Origin of the sequence: Ottowia sp. VDI28 (assembly GCF_049532675.1) — a bacterium.
Taxonomy (GTDB): domain Bacteria; phylum Pseudomonadota; class Gammaproteobacteria; order Burkholderiales; family Burkholderiaceae_C; genus Ottowia.
In genome coordinates this window covers 5,785,696-5,803,856 of sequence record NZ_CP149820.1, presented here as the reverse complement: position 1 = coordinate 5,803,856, position 18,161 = coordinate 5,785,696, and the positions used below count along the sequence as shown (strand labels likewise).

The 18,161-nt window shown below is 60.3% G+C and carries 19 protein-coding genes; 15 read left to right on the top strand and 4 right to left on the bottom strand.

Annotated elements, in window-relative coordinates; translation table 11 throughout:
• Position 1 precedes the first annotated feature (1 nt).
• A complete protein-coding gene (locus WJU18_RS27510; RefSeq protein WP_423457243.1) occupies positions 2-472 on the bottom strand; it encodes an Lrp/AsnC family transcriptional regulator in 471 nt (156 codons plus the stop codon).
• 152 nt (positions 473-624) lie between these two features.
• Here WJU18_RS27510 and glmS point away from each other — a divergent pair, with 152 nt between their 5' ends.
• The 7 genes from glmS (at position 625) to WJU18_RS27475 (ending at position 7,509) form a co-directional block, all read left to right on the top strand.
• Positions 625-2,544 carry a glutamine--fructose-6-phosphate transaminase (isomerizing) gene (glmS, locus tag WJU18_RS27505; RefSeq protein WP_423461111.1) on the top strand — a complete coding sequence of 640 codons (1,920 nt, stop codon included), beginning with the start codon at positions 625-627 and terminating at the stop codon, positions 2,542-2,544.
• 117 nt (positions 2,545-2,661) lie between these two features.
• Entirely contained in the window at positions 2,662-3,288 is a 627-nt protein-coding gene (locus WJU18_RS27500; protein WP_423457242.1) for a LysE family translocator, read from the top strand.
• A gap of 235 nt (positions 3,289-3,523) precedes the next feature.
• A complete protein-coding gene (locus tag WJU18_RS27495; RefSeq protein WP_423457240.1) occupies positions 3,524-3,847 on the top strand; it encodes an ArsR/SmtB family transcription factor in 324 nt (107 codons plus the stop codon).
• Between the two features lie 26 nt (positions 3,848-3,873).
• Positions 3,874-5,160 (top strand): arsenic transporter, encoded by a 1,287-nt coding sequence (locus tag WJU18_RS27490; RefSeq protein ID WP_423457238.1) that lies wholly within the window; start codon positions 3,874-3,876, stop codon positions 5,158-5,160.
• Positions 5,161-5,188: 28 nt separating this feature from the next.
• A complete protein-coding gene (arsC, locus tag WJU18_RS27485) occupies positions 5,189-5,620 on the top strand; it encodes an arsenate reductase (glutaredoxin) (protein ID WP_423457236.1) in 432 nt (143 codons plus the stop codon).
• Positions 5,607-6,323: an arsenical resistance protein ArsH gene (arsH, locus tag WJU18_RS27480; protein WP_423461110.1), complete on the top strand. Its 717-nt coding sequence runs from the start codon at positions 5,607-5,609 to the stop codon at positions 6,321-6,323. The genes arsC and arsH overlap by 14 nt, the downstream gene beginning before the upstream one ends.
• Before the next feature lie 10 nt (positions 6,324-6,333).
• Entirely contained in the window at positions 6,334-7,509 is a 1,176-nt protein-coding gene (locus WJU18_RS27475) for an MFS transporter (protein ID WP_423457234.1), read from the top strand.
• 127 nt (positions 7,510-7,636) lie between these two features.
• On the opposite strand, the gene WJU18_RS27470 is transcribed toward WJU18_RS27475, so the two are convergent.
• Complete coding sequence (locus WJU18_RS27470) at positions 7,637-8,884, bottom strand: type II toxin-antitoxin system HipA family toxin (protein ID WP_423457232.1); 1,248 nt, start codon at positions 8,882-8,884, stop codon at positions 7,637-7,639.
• Positions 8,881-9,210, bottom strand: a complete 330-nt coding sequence (locus tag WJU18_RS27465; RefSeq protein ID WP_423457231.1) for a helix-turn-helix transcriptional regulator — start codon at positions 9,208-9,210, stop codon at positions 8,881-8,883. Before WJU18_RS27465 ends, WJU18_RS27470 begins: the two co-directional genes overlap by 4 nt.
• A gap of 463 nt (positions 9,211-9,673) precedes the next feature.
• On the opposite strand from WJU18_RS27465, the gene WJU18_RS27460 reads away from it, so the two are divergent.
• From WJU18_RS27460 to WJU18_RS27445, 4 genes are all read left to right on the top strand, one after another.
• Positions 9,674-10,597, top strand: coding sequence for a LysR family transcriptional regulator (locus tag WJU18_RS27460; RefSeq protein WP_423457229.1), 924 nt, complete (start codon positions 9,674-9,676; stop codon positions 10,595-10,597).
• Between the two features lie 162 nt (positions 10,598-10,759).
• The gene (locus WJU18_RS27455; protein ID WP_423457227.1) at positions 10,760-11,722 is read left to right on the top strand and encodes a Bug family tripartite tricarboxylate transporter substrate binding protein; all 963 of its coding nucleotides are present in this window, start codon (positions 10,760-10,762) and stop codon (positions 11,720-11,722) included.
• 20 nt (positions 11,723-11,742) lie between these two features.
• The gene (locus WJU18_RS27450) at positions 11,743-12,939 is read left to right on the top strand and encodes a Rieske 2Fe-2S domain-containing protein (RefSeq protein WP_423457226.1); all 1,197 of its coding nucleotides are present in this window, start codon (positions 11,743-11,745) and stop codon (positions 12,937-12,939) included.
• Between the two features lie 9 nt (positions 12,940-12,948).
• Entirely contained in the window at positions 12,949-13,926 is a 978-nt protein-coding gene (locus WJU18_RS27445) for a PDR/VanB family oxidoreductase (RefSeq protein WP_423457224.1), read from the top strand.
• 37 nt (positions 13,927-13,963) lie between these two features.
• Here WJU18_RS27445 and WJU18_RS27440 read toward each other — a convergent pair whose 3' ends face one another.
• Complete coding sequence (locus tag WJU18_RS27440; protein ID WP_423457223.1) at positions 13,964-14,743, bottom strand: IclR family transcriptional regulator domain-containing protein; 780 nt, start codon at positions 14,741-14,743, stop codon at positions 13,964-13,966.
• Between the two features lie 131 nt (positions 14,744-14,874).
• On the opposite strand from WJU18_RS27440, the gene WJU18_RS27435 reads away from it, so the two are divergent.
• The 4 genes from WJU18_RS27435 (at position 14,875) to WJU18_RS27420 (ending at position 18,122) form a co-directional block, all read left to right on the top strand.
• Entirely contained in the window at positions 14,875-15,843 is a 969-nt protein-coding gene (locus WJU18_RS27435; protein WP_423457221.1) for a Bug family tripartite tricarboxylate transporter substrate binding protein, read from the top strand.
• 10 nt (positions 15,844-15,853) lie between these two features.
• A complete protein-coding gene (locus WJU18_RS27430; RefSeq protein ID WP_423457219.1) occupies positions 15,854-17,029 on the top strand; it encodes an FAD-dependent monooxygenase in 1,176 nt (391 codons plus the stop codon).
• 242 nt (positions 17,030-17,271) lie between these two features.
• Positions 17,272-17,697 carry a VOC family protein gene (locus tag WJU18_RS27425; protein WP_423457217.1) on the top strand — a complete coding sequence of 142 codons (426 nt, stop codon included), beginning with the start codon at positions 17,272-17,274 and terminating at the stop codon, positions 17,695-17,697.
• A 50-nt stretch (positions 17,698-17,747) separates the two neighbouring features.
• Positions 17,748-18,122 (top strand): nuclear transport factor 2 family protein, encoded by a 375-nt coding sequence (locus WJU18_RS27420; protein ID WP_423457216.1) that lies wholly within the window; start codon positions 17,748-17,750, stop codon positions 18,120-18,122.
• Positions 18,123-18,161: the final 39 nt, after the last annotated feature.

Here is an 18,161-nt window from a genome sequence, read left to right as displayed (position 1 = left end):
TTTACCGATTCAGCGGTATCCGGGTTTCGAACTTGCCTCGCTGCACGGAAAAGAACACCTTCACATTGCGCACATTGGCATCCTGGGTGAACAGGCGCTGCGCCAGGGCTTGGTAGCCCGGCATGTCACGCACACGGATCATCAGGATGAAGTCGGGTCCTGGCGTCACGCGGTAGCACTGCATCACCGCGTCATCGGCGACCGCGCGTGCCTCAAAAGTGCTCAGATGCTCATCGCCTTGGCGATCGAGCGACACCTCTGCAATGGCCGTAAGACCGTGGCCCTGCAGGGTGGCGATGGCGTCTTCATTCAGAAGTGCTACCTGGGCTGCTATCAACCCGGCTTCGCGCAGACGCCGGATCCGGCGCAAGCAGGTGGGGGCGGAAATATGGGCACGCTCGGCCAGAACCTGATTGCTGAGACCCGCATGGCGCTGGAGTTCATCGAGCAGCAGCCAATCCGTCTCGTCCATGAAAAAATCATTCATATCAAATGATAAATAGAAATATTAATTCATGTTTATGTGTAACTGATTGATGATTTCATTTTTATGGAAATTATCTTCACAAATTTCACGGTGCTATGCGTAGGATCGTCGCATCTTTCGTCAACGGGTACACCAACATGTGCGGCATCGTCGGCGCGGTTTCCACGCGCAACATCGTTCCTATCCTGGTGCAGGGCCTGCAAAGGCTGGAATACCGCGGCTACGATTCCTGCGGTGTGGCTGTGCATGCTGCCGATGCATCCACGCTCGCGCCGAGCACCAGGCTCAAACGCCTTCGCGGCATCGCTCGCGTTTCCGATCTGGCCGCGCAGGCTGATTCGCAAGGCCTGGCCGGCGTGACCGGCATTGCCCATACACGCTGGGCCACACACGGTGCCCCGGCCGTGGCCAATGCGCACCCCCACGTCAGCCGCGGCCCAGTGCCGGCTGGCATGGCGGGTGAGCAGGCGGCAGAGCGTCCTGCGCGTGTCACGCTGGTGCACAACGGCATCATTGAAAACCACGACGAGTTGCGCGCCGAGCTGCTGGCACGCGGTTACTTTTTCACCAGCCAGACCGACACCGAAACTGTCGTTCACCTGATCGACAGCCTGTACGAGGGCGATCTGTTTCAGGCTGTCCAGGCCGCGGCCAAGCGCTTGCGCGGCAGCTATTCATTGGCCGTGCTGCACAGAGACGAGCCCCAGCGCCTCGTGGGCGCGCGGGAGGGCTCTCCGTTGGTGTTGGGCGTGGGGGCCGATGGGCAGGAGAACTTCCTTGCCAGCGACGCCATGGCGCTGGCCGGCGTGACCGATCAGATCGTCTACCTGGAAGAGGGCGACGTGGTCGATGTGCAACTGGGCAAATACTGGATCACGGACCGTGAAGGCCAGAGTGCCGCGCGCCCCGTGAAGACCGTGCAGGCCATGAGCGGCGCCGCCGAGCTGGGACCCTACCGCCACTACATGCAAAAGGAGATCTTCGAGCAGCCGCGCGCGGTGGCCGATACGCTGGAGGGTGTGCAGGCGGTGGTGCCGGAACTGTTCGAGGCCGCCAGCAACCACGAACCGGGGGAGGGCGCTTACGCCACTTTCCGCGCCATCGACAAGGTACTCATCCTGGCATGCGGCACCAGCTATTACTCAGGGTGTGTGGCCAAATACTGGCTGGAAGCCACCGCCAAGATTCCCTGCCAGGTAGAGATCGCCAGCGAATACCGCTACCGCGAATCCGTGCCTGATCCCAAGACGTTGGTGGTCACCATCAGCCAATCGGGTGAAACGGCCGACACACTGGCCGCGCTGCGGCACGCGCAAAGCCTGGGTATGAAGCACACACTCACGGTATGCAACGTGGCCACCAGCGCCATGGTGCGCGAGTGCAAACTGGCTTACCTCACCCGCGCGGGCGTGGAGATCGGCGTGGCGTCCACCAAAGCCTTCACCACGCAACTGGTGGGCCTCTTCCTGCTCACACTTTCGCTCGCCCAGGCACGCGGTTTGCTGACCGAAGAGCAGGAAGCCGCGCACCTCACGGCCATGCGGCATTTACCCGTGGCGTTGCAAGCCGTGCTGGCATTGGAGCCGCAGATCATCAACTGGGCAGAGCAGTTCGCCACCAAGGAAAACGCGTTGTTCCTGGGCCGTGGCCTGCACTACCCGGTTGCGCAGGAAGGCGCGCTCAAGCTCAAGGAGATCACCTACATTCACGCGGAGGCCTATGCAGCCGGTGAACTCAAGCACGGCCCGCTCGCCCTGGTGACCAGCGCCATGCCGGTGGTCACCGTGGCGCCCAATGATGCGCTGCTGGAAAAGCTCAAGAGCAACATGCAGGAAGTGCGTGCACGGGGCGGTGTGCTCTATGTGCTGGCCGATGCCGACACCCGCATCGAATCCGGAGAAGGTGTGCACGTGATTCGCATGCCCGAGCATTACGGCCCGCTCTCACCTATCTTGCATGTAGTGCCGCTGCAGTTGCTGGCGTATCACACGGCGGTGGCGCGGGGGACCGACGTGGACAAACCGCGGAACTTGGCCAAATCGGTGACGGTAGAGTAGCTATCAGAAGGAGTTGGACCGGTGTTCCTTGCCGTGAGCTATCTGAGATCGCAACCATGCCGATATGCCCAGGGCCTTGAAGACGTGGCCACTTGATTGCGGTAGGCTCTCATCCATATGGCTTCCGCTCTCATCATCTTCGCAACCGTGGCCTTGATCGGTATTGCCACACCCGGTCCAACGGTCCTGCTGGCACTTACGAACGGCTCACGGCTAGGGGTCAGAGCTTCACTTCCGGGCATGGTAGGTGCCGTTCTGTCGGATTTCGTGCTCATCGCCGCAGTAGCGCTTGGGCTTGGCACTCTGCTGGCCGCTTCTGAATTCTGGTTTTCGGTTGTCAAGTGGATTGGCGTCGCTTACCTTGCGTACCTCGGTATTCGCTTGCTCCGGTCCGAAGGCGCTCTACAGCTTCCCCGGGATGAATTGAGTGCAGGGCCTCCCTCGGCACGGTCCGTGTTTCTCCGAAGCTTCCTGGTAGCGGTTACCAACCCAAAAGGCTATTTGTTTTTTTCAGCCTTTTTGCCGCAGTTCGTCTCGGCAAGTCAGCCGCAGATTCCGCAGTATGTCCTCTTGGGGGTAGTTTTCGCGGCGATCGACTTCACGATCATGTTCGCCTACGCGGTGGCAGGTGCAAAAGCGATTCGGCTGTTTAAGGCAAAAGGCGTTCTTTGGCTGGATCGAGCAAGCGGGGGCGCATTGCTTGCTCTCGCAAGTTCTCTCGCGCTGTATCGCAAGAATGCTTGACTGCAGTCGAGTGGCAGCACCCAGATCCAGTTCTTCATTGCATTCAAACCAGCCCAAGGACTGGCAGCGCTCCACGCGTTCCGTAGCAGCGGATGCAGCCTCCTGCACGGTCTTTGGTGTCCATGGCTTCAGAGCCAGCGGCTTGGCGCTTGACACGTAGCTGCCATTTGTTCGTCTTTTTGTGGTGAGCTCTATACTGCAGGAAATAATTCAATATTCGTTGTATAATTGATATATGAAAGAGACCGATGCCGTCCAATCCCTCGCAGCCCTGGCGCAGGTGCTGCGTCTGCGCCTGTTTCGCGCGCTGGTCGTCGCTGGTCCGGAGGGATTGACTCCGAGCGCACTGGCCGAGCAGTTGGAGGTGGCGGGCAACACGCTGTCGTTCCATCTCAAGGAGTTGACGCATGCCGGGCTGGTGACTCAGGAGCGGCAGGGCCGGCATCTGATCTATCGCGCCTCTTTCACCACGATGAACGATCTGCTGGCTTACCTGACTGAAAATTGCTGCGAGGGAGCTGCTTGCTCCGTCACCGGCGCTGCGGCTTGCGATTGCTGAAAACACGGCGATAGGAATCCAGCCCCATGCTCGCGGCCCTCCTTATTTTTCTCTGCACGCTTGTGCTGGTCATCTGGCAGCCGCGGGGCTTGGGCATCGGCTGGAGCGCCTCTCTCGGCGCTTTGCTTGCCTTGGTGTTCGGCGTGGTGCAACTGGCAGATATTGCCGTGGTGTGGAGCATCGTCTGGAATGCAACCGCCACGTTCGTTGCGGTCATCATCATCAGCCTGCTGCTGGACGAGGTGGGTTTTTTCGAGTGGGCCGCGCTGCACGTGGCCCGATGGGGCGGTGGCCACGGCCGCCGGTTGTTCGCTTTCATTGTGCTGTTGGGTGCGGCTGTGGCCGCGCTCTTCGCCAACGATGGCGCGGCGCTGATCCTGACGCCCATCGTCATGGCCATGCTGGCGGCGCTGGGCTTCACACCGGCCGCCACGCTCGCGTTCGTGATGGCTGCCGGCTTCATTGCCGATACGGCCAGCCTGCCGCTGATCGTCTCCAATCTGGTCAATATCGTATCGGCCGACTTCTTCGGCATCGGTTTCAACGCTTACGCCTCCGTGATGGTGCCGGTCAACATGGCCGCCGTGCTGGCGAGTCTGCTGGTTCTGCTCCTCTACTTTGGCCGTGGTGTGCCGGCACGCTACGACCTGGCTCAACTGAAAGCGCCGGCTCAGGCCATTCGCGATCCGGCCACCTTTCGTGCTGGCTGGGTCGTACTGGCTTTGCTGTTGGCGGGTTTTTTCGGCCTGGAGCCGCTGGGCGTGCCTGTTAGTGCAGTGGCGGCAAGCGCCGCTGCCGTGCTGCTGATTGTGGCAGCGAGGGGCCGCGTTATAAGCACACGCAAAGTGCTGCGTGGCGCGCCGTGGCAGATTGTGGTGTTTTCGCTGGGCATGTACCTGGTGGTCTACGGCTTGCGCAACGCAGGCCTGACCGACCACATCGCCGCGCTGCTCGATGTCTTCGCGCAGGGCGGTGTCTGGAGTGCGGCGATGGGCACCGGCGTTCTCACCGCGTTGCTGTCGTCAGTCATGAACAACATGCCCACCGTGCTGATCGGCGCGCTCGCGATCGATGCGTCGCAGGCCAGCGGTCTTGTGAAAGAAGCCATGGTCTATGCCAACGTGATCGGCTGCGACCTCGGGCCCAAGATCACCCCTATCGGCAGTCTGGCCACATTGCTCTGGCTGCATGTGCTCCAGAAGAAGGGAATGACGATTCCCTGGGGCTACTACTTCAAGGTCGGTATCGCGTTGACGCTGCCCGTCCTGCTGGTCACCCTGGCTGCATTGGCGCTGCGCCTGAGCCTGGTTTGAACATCCGCCGCATGACAAGGAGCCGGCTATGAGCGACATCACGATCTATCACAACCCCGCCTGCGGCACGTCGCGCAACGTGCTGGCGATGATCCGCAACTCGGGTGAAGAGCCCCGGATCATCGAGTACCTGAAAACGCCGCCCGACAGGCCGACGCTGGAAGCGCTCATTGCGGCCATGGGCATCACCCCACGCGAACTGCTGCGCCGCAAGGGCACGCCTTACGATGCATTGGGCCTGGATCGCACCGAATGGACCGATGCACAGCTGATCGACTTCATGCTGCAGGAGCCGGTCCTCATCAACAGGCCCATTGTCATCACCCCGCTGGGTACGCGGCTGTGCCGGCCTTCGGAAGAGGTGCTCGATTTGTTGCCGCGGCCGCAGCAAGGCGCTTTCACCAAGGAAGACGGCGAAGCCGTCATTGATGAAAAGGGGGCTCGCATTGCGAAGCCCTGAACTGCCGAACGTCGATAGCGATAGCTTGCACCGGCCAGACCTGGCTCGGCTGCTGCCGGCCAAGCGTGCAACCCATGCGCCGCGTATCCTCCTGCTCTATGGCTCGGTCCGGGAGCGCTCCTACAGCCGGTTGCTGACCGAGGAAGCGGCACGGTTGCTGCGCGCCATGGGGGCGGAGCCGCGCATCTTTGATCCGCGTGGCCTGCCGCAACCCGATGGCGCTCCCGAGGATCACCCGAAGGTGAAGGAGTTGCGCGAGCTGGCGCAATGGTCGGAGGGCATGGTATGGTGTTCGCCAGAACGGCATGGGGCGATGACCGGCATCATGAAGTCGCAGATCGACTGGATTCCTTTGTCCGCGGGATCGGTGCGGCCAACGCAAGGCAAGACGCTCGCGGTCATGGAGGTGTCGGGCGGTTCTCAGTCCTTCAACGCCGTGAACCAGTTGCGCGTGCTCGGGCGCTGGATGCGTATGCTCACCATTCCCAATCAATCTTCGGTGGCCAAGGCTTTCGCCGAGTTCGAGGAAGATGGCCGCATGAAACCTTCGCCCTACTATGAGCGTGTGGTGGACGTGATGGAAGAGTTGGTGAAGTTCACACTCCTGACACGCGATTGCGCAGGCTACCTGGTAGACCGCTACAGCGAACGGAGGGAGAGTGCCGAGGCATTGTCAAAGCGGGTCAACCTGCGCGGCATCTGACACATCCCCGATGCAAAGCCGGACTGTGACCACCGTATTGCTGGGCGTGGCGCAAACTCTGGCGTGGGCTTCCTCTTATTACCTGCCTGCCATCCTGGCTGGCGTCATTGGCCAAAGCGTGGGTGCATCCAGCTCCACCATGTTCGGGGCCTTCTCGGTAGCCTTGCTCATCTCCGCAGCCATCGGTCCGTTTGCCGGCAGACTCATCGACCGGCGAGGCGGCCGGCCTGTGCTGATGACCAGCAATCTGGTGTTCTCGGTCGGCCTGGCCGCGCTCAGCCAGGCACAACAACCACTGCATGTCTTCGCGGCTTGGGCTGTCATGGGACTGGCGATGGGGAGCGGCCTTTACGAAGCCGCGTTTTCCACCGTAGTACGTCTTTACGGCCAACAAGCCCGGCGTGCCATTACGGGCATCACGTTGTTCGCCGGCTTTGCCAGCACGGTCGGATGGCCGCTGACCGCTTGGCTGGAGAACAGCCTGGGATGGCGGGGAGCCTGCCTGGTATGGGCTGCCTTGCACCTGCTGATTGGCCTGCCGCTCAATGCCCTGTTGCCGGCGGCGGAGCGTACCGTGCCCGCGCCGCAAGACACTCCTGGCCAACCCGAGCCGCAAGCCATGCTGGCCCCGGACCGGCAGCGCAGCGCGGCGATCCTGATGGCGTTCGTCTTTGCCGTGGCATGGTTCATCAGCACGGCCATGGCGGCGCATTTGCCCCAGTTGCTGATGGGCGCGGGGGTCAGCCTGGCGGCGGCCGTGGGTATCGCGGCGCTCGTGGGGCCGGCCCAGGTCGCGGGGCGGTTGATCGAGTTCGCGTTCCTCAGCCGCATGCATCCGCTGTTGTCGGCGCGGCTGGCCACTCTGGCGCATCCCCTGGGCGTGCTGTGCATCGGCCTGCTCGGTAATTCGGGCGCCATCGCCTTCGCGGTGTTGCACGGACTCGGCAACGGCATTCTCACGATCGCCATCGGGACGCTGCCGCTGCTGTTCTTCGGCGCCAAGGGGTACGGCCAGCGGCAAGGTTTCCTGATGGTGCCGGCTCGCGTCGTTCAAGCTGGGGCACCGTTCCTGTTCGGCCTGGCGGTGGAGCGGCTGGGAATGGGCGCGCTGTGGATCTCAGCGGGCCTGGGCGTGGCCGCGTGTCTTGCGCTGACGCGCATGGCGTGGGAGATGAGAACGCGTTGACGATCTCTTCGTGAGTGGCGGATACCGCGTTCTGCGCGGGTGGCGTTGCAAGCCGTGCTGGCACTGGGCCGTAGAAGGCGCGTTTTCACCGGGGGCGCGGCAATGCGCCAGTCAACGGCTACAGCGCTCAACTCTTCAGCCAGTCGTACTCGAAGATTTTCGCCCAGTCATCGGGCCGAGCATCGGCATGCTTCTCGCTGTGCTTCAGGAACACGCGGTGCCAGTTGGCGCGAACGTAGGCACTGGTCTGCGCCACGACGGACCAGGCCGCTGCTTCATTCAGCCCTGCCAGCTGCTTGCCGGCCGCCAAGAGGTTCGCGCGGGTCGCTGCTCGAGAGGGTCTTTGCCGGGTGAGGTCCATCCTGAACACTGGCACACCCTTGCGCTCGAAGAAGGGCAATACGTCGTAGAGCGGGGCTAGCTCCCAGTCTCCAAGCCCAACCTGACGCAAGCTCGTATTCCACGGGTGGTCGTCGGTGTTGCCGACGACAGCATTGAGTACGATGCGGCCGTAGAGCTCTGCCGCATCATTGGGGCGCTTGAGTTTCGAGCGCAGCTTCACGTAGCTTCGCTTTGCGTCTTCGACGTCGGTGCCCGGGACCAGATCCAGTGCGGTGGCCGCGCTGACGCAGTGGCACACAGGGCCCTGCAGCCCGGCACCACGGTCGAAGCGGTCAATGCTCAGGGCCGGCACATCGTTGAACCACTCCACTTCGTGGGCGGGCACCCGCATGCCGAGCTCGGACGCCAGCGTCAGCGCGGTGGCCTCTGCGACCACAGTGTCCGCGCGCTCTGATGGCTGAGCGAACTTGAGCAGCACGGGCTTGGGGGCGGTGCCGTTGCGCGGGTCGACGTAGATGGACACTTTCGGGCGCTCACCACCCATCACCCCTGAAGACGAGTCTCGCGAGGACTCGGCGAGCGATGCATTCGTCACCGATTTCAATGCGTCGTTAAGAGCATCGAACGCGTCGGGCTTGTCATCGAGACGGCCCACGAACAAGGCCCCGAACCCGTCCGCCGGCGCATACAGCAGTCGCTCCCACCAGCCCCAAGGCTCATCGCTTGTCGCTGTGCCGGACCCTAGGAACGAGGTAGTACGCGTTTTAAGGGCATCCAACGCCCACCCCGACAGTGCGATGTCACAAAACACAGGGAACGGAACAGACCCAACCCGCGTGAACGCGCTTCGCTGCTTGTTGCGGATGCCGGTGGGGTCGAGTTCCCAGGCGTCCTTGCCCAGTGCCAGGTAGTCCGGGTCATAGAGGAACTCCCAGCGAACGTCCTCCTGCGTGAGTTCGCCAACACGCACGGGCCTCCGCTCCTGCGTTTGCGGGTTCACCGTCCACCTATAGACCGGAGCACGGCGCGTCATGGCAATGCCTTTTTCCGGCGCGACGAGAAGCGCGGCAAATTGCGGCGAGCCGCCTCCTGGAAGGCCGGGTCTTCCGCGGCGGCGGCCATGGCAGTTTGCAGGCTCACGTCATCAAGAGCCCACAGCAGTCGCGCCACGTCAACGAAGCGGGAAGAAAGGGCCCCTGCCTCAATGGACATCAGGGTCAGCCGACTGATGTCCGCACGCTCGGCCAGTTCCACTTGGGTCAATCCTCGCGCCAGGCGCATCAATCGAATGCGCGTGCCGACTTCAGCCACAAACTGAGTGACTTCATAGGGCTCGGCTGAAGGATCGCGATGTCTCATATAAGTATATATAAGTAGACTTTATCACAATTTATATCTGCTATTGAATACTTATAGGCTTGTTGAAGCACAAGGCGTGGTGCCTTTGCCTGGAACTCCAGAAGCACGCGATAGAACCATTCATGATGAGATGGTGCTCTGGAGCAAACTGATCAAGGACCTCGGCATCAAGGGGGACTGACGCGGTGGAGCCACTCCGTTTTCATACCAGTTCGTGACACGCGCGTACAGCTCGGCTTGATCCAGCAGCGGCGGATTGGCCTCGGGATTTGCGGTGGCGCTCACTGCCCCTTCCGTGCCCGCAATGGTCGCGCCACCCCTCCCTCTGATCCGAGGTTGCGGATCCGTCCATTCCAATTTTCTTTGGCCGGCAACCGGATTTCAATCCCGATGCCTCAACGAGTCATCGCACGACCGGCGAGCTCTATAGTCCAGCCTGAGATAGATGGTCATGAGTCTCACGATGAAAGAGAAGTCTTACACCGATCTGCGCGGCATGGATATCACCATGCTCCGTACTTTCGACGCCTTGCTGCGCGAGCGCAATGTTTCTCGCGCCGGTGCGCGCCTGTTCCTGAGTCAGCCCGCGGTCAGCGCATGTCTGAAGCGATTGCGCGAGACATTCGGAGATGAGCTGTTCACTCGCTCAAGGTACGGCGTTGTGCCGACGCCTCGAGCGCTGTCGCTGGCGCCTCGGGTGGAAGCGGTGCTTTCTGAGCTGCAGAAGCTGCTCAACAGCCACGAGGCGTTTGATCCAGGCAGATCGGACCGCATCTTACGCATCGCGGGGAGCGATTACACCTGCAGAACCTTGCTCCCCGCCCTGTGCCGATGCTTGTCTGATGCGGGCTCGAGTATGAAGGTTTCCTGGGAGCTGGCTGACTTCAGCCGGGTTGCCGAGCAGTTATCCAAGAACGAAGTGGACGTTGCCCTGGTGCCTCGGATCACGCAGATTACAGGCGTGCAAAGCGCACTCCTGTGCGAGGACTCGTATGTCTGCGTCGCCAATCGAGGGCATCCGATTCTGGACGGACATTTCGATCTGGACCGATTCTCTGCGTACCGGCATATCGTGTTGGGCCAAACCCGTTCCGTCTTGGATGACACCATTGATGAGATTCTCGCGCGCAGTGATAAGGCTCGCCAGATACAGGTCGCTGTTGCATCCTTCAGCCAAATGGCGGATCTGCTGACGGAATCGGATTTGATCTCGGTTTTTCCGAAGAGAGTGGCAGAAAAATACGCCCGCGTACTGGGCATTGTTCCATTGCCGTTCGACTTGCCGAGCTATCGGTTGCACCTATGCTGGCACCGAAAAAGCGATGCGGATCCAGCCATCGAATGGCTGCGCGAGCAGATCTGCCAGGCGGCCCAAGTCAACCTCTGACTCGTCAGGAGTTTCCAGGTATTGATACCGCGGATGTCACTTATCCATGCATTGAATTGGATTCTTCCGGAGTGACGCCATATCCTCATGCCCTTCAGCGATTCTCGTTGGATGCGAGGCAAGAACGCTGATCTGGCCCTTGGCGGATGACAGGAGACAAAGATGAAGCGCAGAACTCTATTGAGCGCGGCAGTGGCGTTGCCGTGCGCGGCACGGGCACAGTCTGCCATCTATCCCAACAAGCCGATCCGGCTCATACCATTCGGCGAACCCGGTGGGCCGTTGGACATTCTGGGCCGAACCTTCGGGACCAAGATGTCGGACGCCTGGGGGCAGCCTGTCGTCGTAGAGGCCAAGCCCGGTGCGGGGGGAATGATCGCGGCAGACTTCGTGGCGCGCGCCGCCCCTGACGGCTACACGTTGTTGTTTACTCTGACCCATACCCAACTGGTGCTGCCGTACCTGCAGAAAGTGCCCTACAACCCGGTCAAGGATTTCCAGCCCTTGACTCCGGTAGGTGCTGGTGGACCTGTGCTGATGGTGCGCGCAGACAATCCTGCGAACAACATCAAGGACTACGTCGCTTGGGCCAAAAAGAAGGGGCGGGCGACCTGCGGGACTTGGGGACAGGGTACGGCTGCGCACCTGTACACGGAGTTGTTGAAAAACCAGGCTGATGCTCCGCTTGAGCATATTCCTTACAAAAGCCAGGGGCCGGCGCACGTTGATCTTCTGAGCGGCGTGCTGGACTCGGCTTGGGCCAACCCTGCGACCGCCAAGGTCCATCAGCAGGCTGGCAAGGTGCGGATTCTTGGCTTGACCGGAAGCCGCCGCATTGGCGTATTGCCGGACGTGCCGACCTTCACAGAACAAGGGTATCAAGGCGGCTTCGAGCTTGACAGTTGGTTCGGCTTTCTCGCGCCAGCGCATACACCGCGCCCCATTGTCGATCAGATCGTCAAGAAGCTGCATGAGAGCGCCCAGGCGCCCGATGTGCGCACGCGCTTGCTGGAGATGGGGCTTGAGCCGATCTCCAGCAGTCCCGAGGAGTTTGCGAAAAGCCAGGAGCGAGATTTGCCGCGCTGGGGTGAACTGATCCGCGCGTCAGGTGTTCGCGGCAGTTGAGTTCCAACGAGAGAAAAATCATGAGTGAACGCGTGATTCCGATTGCCATCGATGCAGGTACGGCTTATGGCCGGCCCCAGCCATCCTATCGGGTGGAACTTGCCGAAGTTGGTCCTGGTACGCCAATGGGCGAGCTGCTGCGGCGCTACTGGCATCCCATTGGGCTGTTGGCCGATGCGACGGATACGCCACGGCGCGTGCGTGTGCTTGGCGAAGATTTGATCCTCTTTCGCGACAAGCGAGGGCGTCCAGGCCTCGTATACCCGCACTGTGCGCATCGTGGTACCTCGCTTTACTATGGCAAAGTGGAGGAGCAAGGCATTCGTTGCTGCTATCACGGTTGGCTGTTCGACGTGCAGGGACGTTGCGTTGAGCAGCCTTGCGAGCCAAATGGCGGTCGCGCGCGCGACAAGATTCGGCAGCCTTGGTATCCAGTGCTGGAACAGTACGGATTGATCTGGGCCTACATGGGGCCACCAGAAAAAAAGCCGGTGCTTCCGCGCTATGAGAGCCTGGAGAGCTTGGGCGAAGGCGAATTCCTCGAGGCAGATGACAGCAGCATTGGCGGCGGCGGGCCTCGGATCGTCGATTGCAATTGGCTGCAGCACTATGAGAATCTGGTCGATCCATTTCACGTCGTCGTGTTGCACTCGACCTTCAGTGGCACACAGTTCGTCGAGCAATTGGCACAGATGCCTCAGGTGAGTTGGGATCCCGTGGAGCTCGGCGTGCAGACCACGCAGGTGCGCCAGTTTCCGGATGGCAAGATTTTCCGCCGCCTCAGCCAAGCCGCGATACCGACGCTGCGGGTCGTGCCCAGTCCTCGCGTCGGCAGGTTCGGGCCGGTAGAGTCGATTGGCTGGGTACTGCCGATCGATGACCATCACTTCCGCATCTATACCGTGGGCAGGGTGCAAGCGGCAGGAGAGTTGACACGCATGCGTTCGCGCCCTGATGGCCAACGGCTATGGGAGGAATTGACTGAGGAGGAGCATCAGCGTTTCCCCGGCGACTACGAAGCCATGACTGGCCAGGGCAAGATCGCCAGACACTCTGAAGAGCATTTGGCGACCAGCGACCGCGGCATCGTGATGCTGAGGCGTTTTCTGCAAAAGCAGGTCGAGACAGTGCGGCAAGGGGGAGATCCGGCTGGCGTGGTGTTTGATCCCCATGCACCGCCGGTACGTTTCAACGCCGGTAACTTCATCGAGGATTAATGCTGGAACATGGCCAATGACCAGTCAGGCACGCTGGCGGTGCGAATCGCTAAGCGTCGTGAAGAAGCTGCCGACATCATCAGTTTTGAACTCGCCGCCACCGATGGGGGTTTACTGCCGGCATTCTCGGCGGGATCACACATCGACGTGAGGCTCGGCGAGGGCATGGTGAGACAGTACTCGCTCTGCAACGCTCCAACCGAGCGGCACCGCTACCTGATCGCGGTGTTGAAGGAAGCTAACGGCCGTGGCGGATCAAAAGCGATGCACGAGCGCTTGCGTATCGGCGACGTCCTGGAGATCAGCGCGCCGCGCAACCACTTCCCGTTGGCACACGCGGGCGAGCGCAGTCTGCTGCTGGCTGGTGGGATTGGTGTGACGCCCATCCTGTGCATGGCCGAGCGGCTATCCGCGGTAGGCGTTGACTTTGAAATGCACTACTGCACGCGCAACCGGGACCGTACCGCGTTCACTTCGTACATTGCAAATAGCGGCTTCGCATCCCGCGTGCATTTCCATTTTGATGACGGCGCCGATTTGCAGAGGCTCGATATTCCCGCATTGCTGAACACTCGAGGTTGCTGCGATACACACATCTATGTGTGCGGTCCCAAAGGCTTCATGGATATGGTTCTGGCGGAGGCCCGAAGACAGGGCTGGCCTGAAGCACGATTGCACTACGAGTTCTTCAGCGCCGAACCGGTGCAACGTGACTCCGACAAGAGTTTCGAAGTTCAGCTCGCCAGTTCGGGAAAAGTTTTCATTGTTCCACCAGATCAGTCGGCTTCGCAAGTTCTTGCCGAGGCGGGTATCGAGATCCCGACCTCATGCGAGCAAGGAGTGTGCGGTACATGCGTCACTCGCGTGCTTGAAGGCGCGCCCGACCACCGGGATTTGTACTTCACGCCCGAGGAGCAGGCTGCCAACGACCAGTTCACGCCTTGTTGCTCTCGGGCGCTGTCGTCCCGGCTGGTGCTGGACTTGTAACCGCCAACTCGTGCTTTCTCTTTTAGTCCGAAGCGTTTCAATCGAAAGAGATGATCGATCCAAGGCGGTTGCCAGCCTCCTGAATCGCGGAAAGATGCGTTTCCTGAAACGTCTGCAGGCTCATGCGCTCGGCCCGTACAGAGAGACTGACTGCGGCAAGAGCTTGGCCTGAGGCATTGCGGATGGGGACTGCGATCGCACGAACGCCCATTTCCAGTTCCTCATTGCATTCAGACCAACCCAGGGACCGGCAGCGCTCTATACATTCTGCGGCAGATGCCGCGTCCTGCACGGTCTTGGGCGTCCACTGTTCAAAAGAAGTTTCGGCCAAGCGATTCATGACATCTTCCTGAGGAAGGGCCGATAGCAGCGCCCGGCCGAGCGAGGAACAATAAGCTGGCAGCCGGGAGCCTATTGCCAAGCCCGTCGAAAGAGTTCGCCTGCCTGTGGACCGGGCGATGATCAGCACTTCGTTGTCGAGCAATATGCCGAGAGAAGCTGATTGGCGCGTGCGCTCGGCCAGGCTGTCCAGAATGGGCTGTGCCAGTTGCGGGGCAGGCCGTGAAACCAGATAAGGCCTTGCAAGCAACAGCGTGCGGGGCGCGACCCAGAAATGCTTGCCATCGGTGTGCAGGTAATCAAGCGCATGCAGCGTCATGAGGAATCTGCGGGCCGTCGCAGGCGAGTAGCCCGTCAGGCGGGCTACCTCGGACAGAGTCAGTTTGGAGTGCTTGCGCTCGAAGCACATCAGCACCTGAAAACCCTTGTCCAGGGAGGCGACGAAGTCTCGGGAATGAGAGCGGTACTCGTCGGACATCCGTCCATTATTGCGCAATGCGAAGCATTGTGTTGCGTCAACTCTTGATGATCTTCAGAATTTGTCAGGTTGGTTCATGCCATCCGGCCATGAAATTCAGCATTGCCCCAAGTGCAAACCAGTTCTTCAAGATGACCTTCAAACGACGAGAAATCCTGGCCCTGACCAGCCTGCTGGCTGTTCCCATGGCTTCATACGCGAACGATTATCCGAGTTCGCCCATCAACTTGGTGACGCCTCTCGCGTCAGGCGACGCCGCTGATACGGCAGCGCGACTGATGGGACAGGAGCTGGGGAAACTGCTGGGTGTCGCGATTGTGGTGGCCAACCGCCCCGGTGCAGGCGGGTCGCTGGGAACACAGTCCGTCATCCGCGCTCCCAAGGACGGCTACACCATGCTTTATGCGCAAAACAGTCCTTTGACGATCCGCCGGGTGACCGATCCTGCCAGCGCATCCTATGACCCATTGAAAGACCTGTCTCCCCTGGGCATGGCAACCAGGAGTCCGTCCGTCTTGGTCGTGCGCAAGGACGCTCCCTTCAAGAATTTCCAGGAGATGGTGGAGTATGCCAAGAAGAACCCCAATGCCGTTCGCATCGGCAATGCGGGGCCTGGATCCGTTGGTGACATCAGCGTGCAACTGATGAGTGCCACCACCGGTACCGAAATGATGTCGGTGAATTACAAGGGCGCCGCACCCGCTGTGAGCGATCTATTGGGGGGCCACATCGAAGGCATCATTCTGGCGCTGGGAGCGGTCAGTGCCCATATGCGCAGCGGGTCCTTGAGAGGCTTGGCCATCTCTTCCAAGTTCCCGGAATTTCCCGATATACCCACCCTCGGCCAGTTGGGATACAAGCAAGAAATCCTGGGCGTCTGGTTCGGGTTTTTCATGCCCGAAGGCACCCCGAAAAATGTCTTGGACACCATCTTGCCGGCCTTGGAAAAGGTGGTGAAGGATCCCGCTATCGCGGCGAAGCTGCAACCCATGGGTATCGTGCAGGAATGGGCTTCGGCACAGAAGATGTCCGAGGAAATCATCAACGAATATCAGTCGGTCAAGCACCTGCTCGGCTCTGGTGCCAAAAGAAAGTCTTGAGGAAGTCTCTGTGTCGAGCAATATTCATGTGGCCATCGTAGGCGGTGGCATAGGCGGCCTTGCCGCAGCGAACGCCTTGAGGCATCGCGGCATCAGCGTGGCGGTATACGAGCAAGCAGCGGTACTGGGAGAAGTGGGCGCGGGGGTTTTCATCTACCCCAATAGCCTGAGGCAACTGGAGCGCATGGGCCTGGGTGCCGCCTTGGCGCGAGTGGGTGCAAAGGTTGGCCCTGGCTCCGAGTATTACCGTATGGACGGCTCGGTGGTCGGCAAGATCCTGACCACCGATTCCAGCGGCTGGAATGGGATGTACGGCATGCACCGCGCTGATCTGTTGAACGTGCTGGCGGATGCCTTGCCGCCGGCCTCGATTCATACCGGCCACCGTTGCGTGGGATTCACCCAGGATGAGAAGGGCGCGCGCCTGACCTTCGAGAATGGCAACGTGGCTTACGCGGATGTCGTGCTCGCGGCGGATGGTATCAACTCGGTCCTGCAGAAATATGTCGTCGAACCTTCGGCGCCCGAATACTCCGGTTGCCGGGCCTACAGGGGGTTGATTTCAGCGGAGAAGCTGCCGCAATGGAGGTCTCAAGCGCATCAAGTCTGGATGGGGCACGGCAAGCATTTCATGGTGTTTCCTGTTCGGCGCGGCGAGTTGTTGAACTACGTGGGCTTTGTTCCCACGGCAAGCGAAACGGCCGAATCCTGGTCCGCTGTAGGGGACCGGGACGAGTTGGCGGCGTCTTTCACCGGGTGGGATCCTCGCGTGACCGAACTGCTGGACAAGGTGGAAAGCTGCTTCTGGTGGGGGCTGTACGACCGCAAGCCGCTCGGTCGATGGGTGAACGGGCGGCTCACTTTGCTTGGCGATGCCGCGCATCCCATGCTGCCGCATTTGGGCCAGGGGGCCAATCAGGCCATTGAGGATGGGACCGCACTGGCCGTGTTGCTGCAAAAGTGCCGCAAGGGCGACGATATCGAGACGGTGCTGAAAAAATATGAAGCATTCCGGCACTCGCGCACTTCTCTCGTGCAAGCCGAAGCCAGGAAAAATGGCTTGCGCTACGACTCCAAGTACGAAGACCTGGCCCAGCGCGATAGAGAAATTGCCAATGCCGCGGAGTTCCGGAAATCACTCTATGACTATGACATCGAGAAGGAGGCACTGTCTTTCCCGGGCTGAATAGTCTTTCGGAGTTGCTCTTTTACGCAGGCCTTGACGGTGCTACGATGGGGTTGTCGAAAAAGACGGGTCGGTATGGTTAGTCCGACCGTTCCGCATGGAACTCTGCGCTGGCGTGCCAGCCCCGCGACCTTCTCCTGACATGGTTTCCGTCAAGAGTGGGGTTGCGTGCGTCTTCCCGCTTCTTGCCGTCCCCCGTCAGGTGATGTTTTATTTTCAACATCACTTTCATGGAGTGCGTCATGCAAGCAAGAATCACTGTCATCACTCTCGCGGTTCAGGACTTGGAGCGAGCGGTTTCGTTTTACCGCGACGGCCTGGGGTTCAGAACGGAGGGCATCATCGGCACGGAGTTCGAGATCGGGGCCGTCGCGTTCTTCGATTTGCAGGAAGGCCTGCGGATGGCCTTGTGGCCCCGTAGCAGCATCGCAGCCGACACAGGCCTGGAATTGCGAACGGGAGGTTCGCTGGAGTTCACTTTGGGGCATAACGTGTCTTCGAAGGACGAGGTGGATGCCGTCATGGCCCAAGCGGTCAAGGCTGGCGCGAAGATCGTGAGAACCGCTGCCGCAACTTTCTATGGCGGCTATGCGGGATATTTCATGGATCTGGACGAGCATCTGTGGGAAGTGGTCTGCCTTCCGCAAACTCCTGGTAACACCGAGTAGGTCACTGGCGCTGCTATTCTTTACCTGTCGTATTCGTTACGGAGAGCAGCATGGCCACAAAGGCAGACATCATGAAGCTTGAGACTGAATTCTGGCAGTCGCTGGTTGATCAAGCGCCGGAAAAAGCCGCCGCGCTGTTGACCGGTGAGGCAGCCAACGTCGCGATGTACGGGATCCATCATTTCAGTCCGGCCGAGTATCTGAAAATGGCCAAGGATGGTCCCGCGAAGCTCACATCCTTTTTATTTTCGAATGAGAAGGTCTTTTTTCCTGCGCCAGATGTGGCGGTTGCCACCTACGAGGCCCGGCAAAGCTTCGAAATGAATGATACGGTGCATGAAATGATTTGTTTTGACACGACGACCTGGGTCAAAAGTAACGGTAAATGGCTGGCAGCCGTTCACACCGAAACGCCTAAAGGATGACAGGGGCGGATAGCCGGCTGCTCGAAGATCAATTCAGGA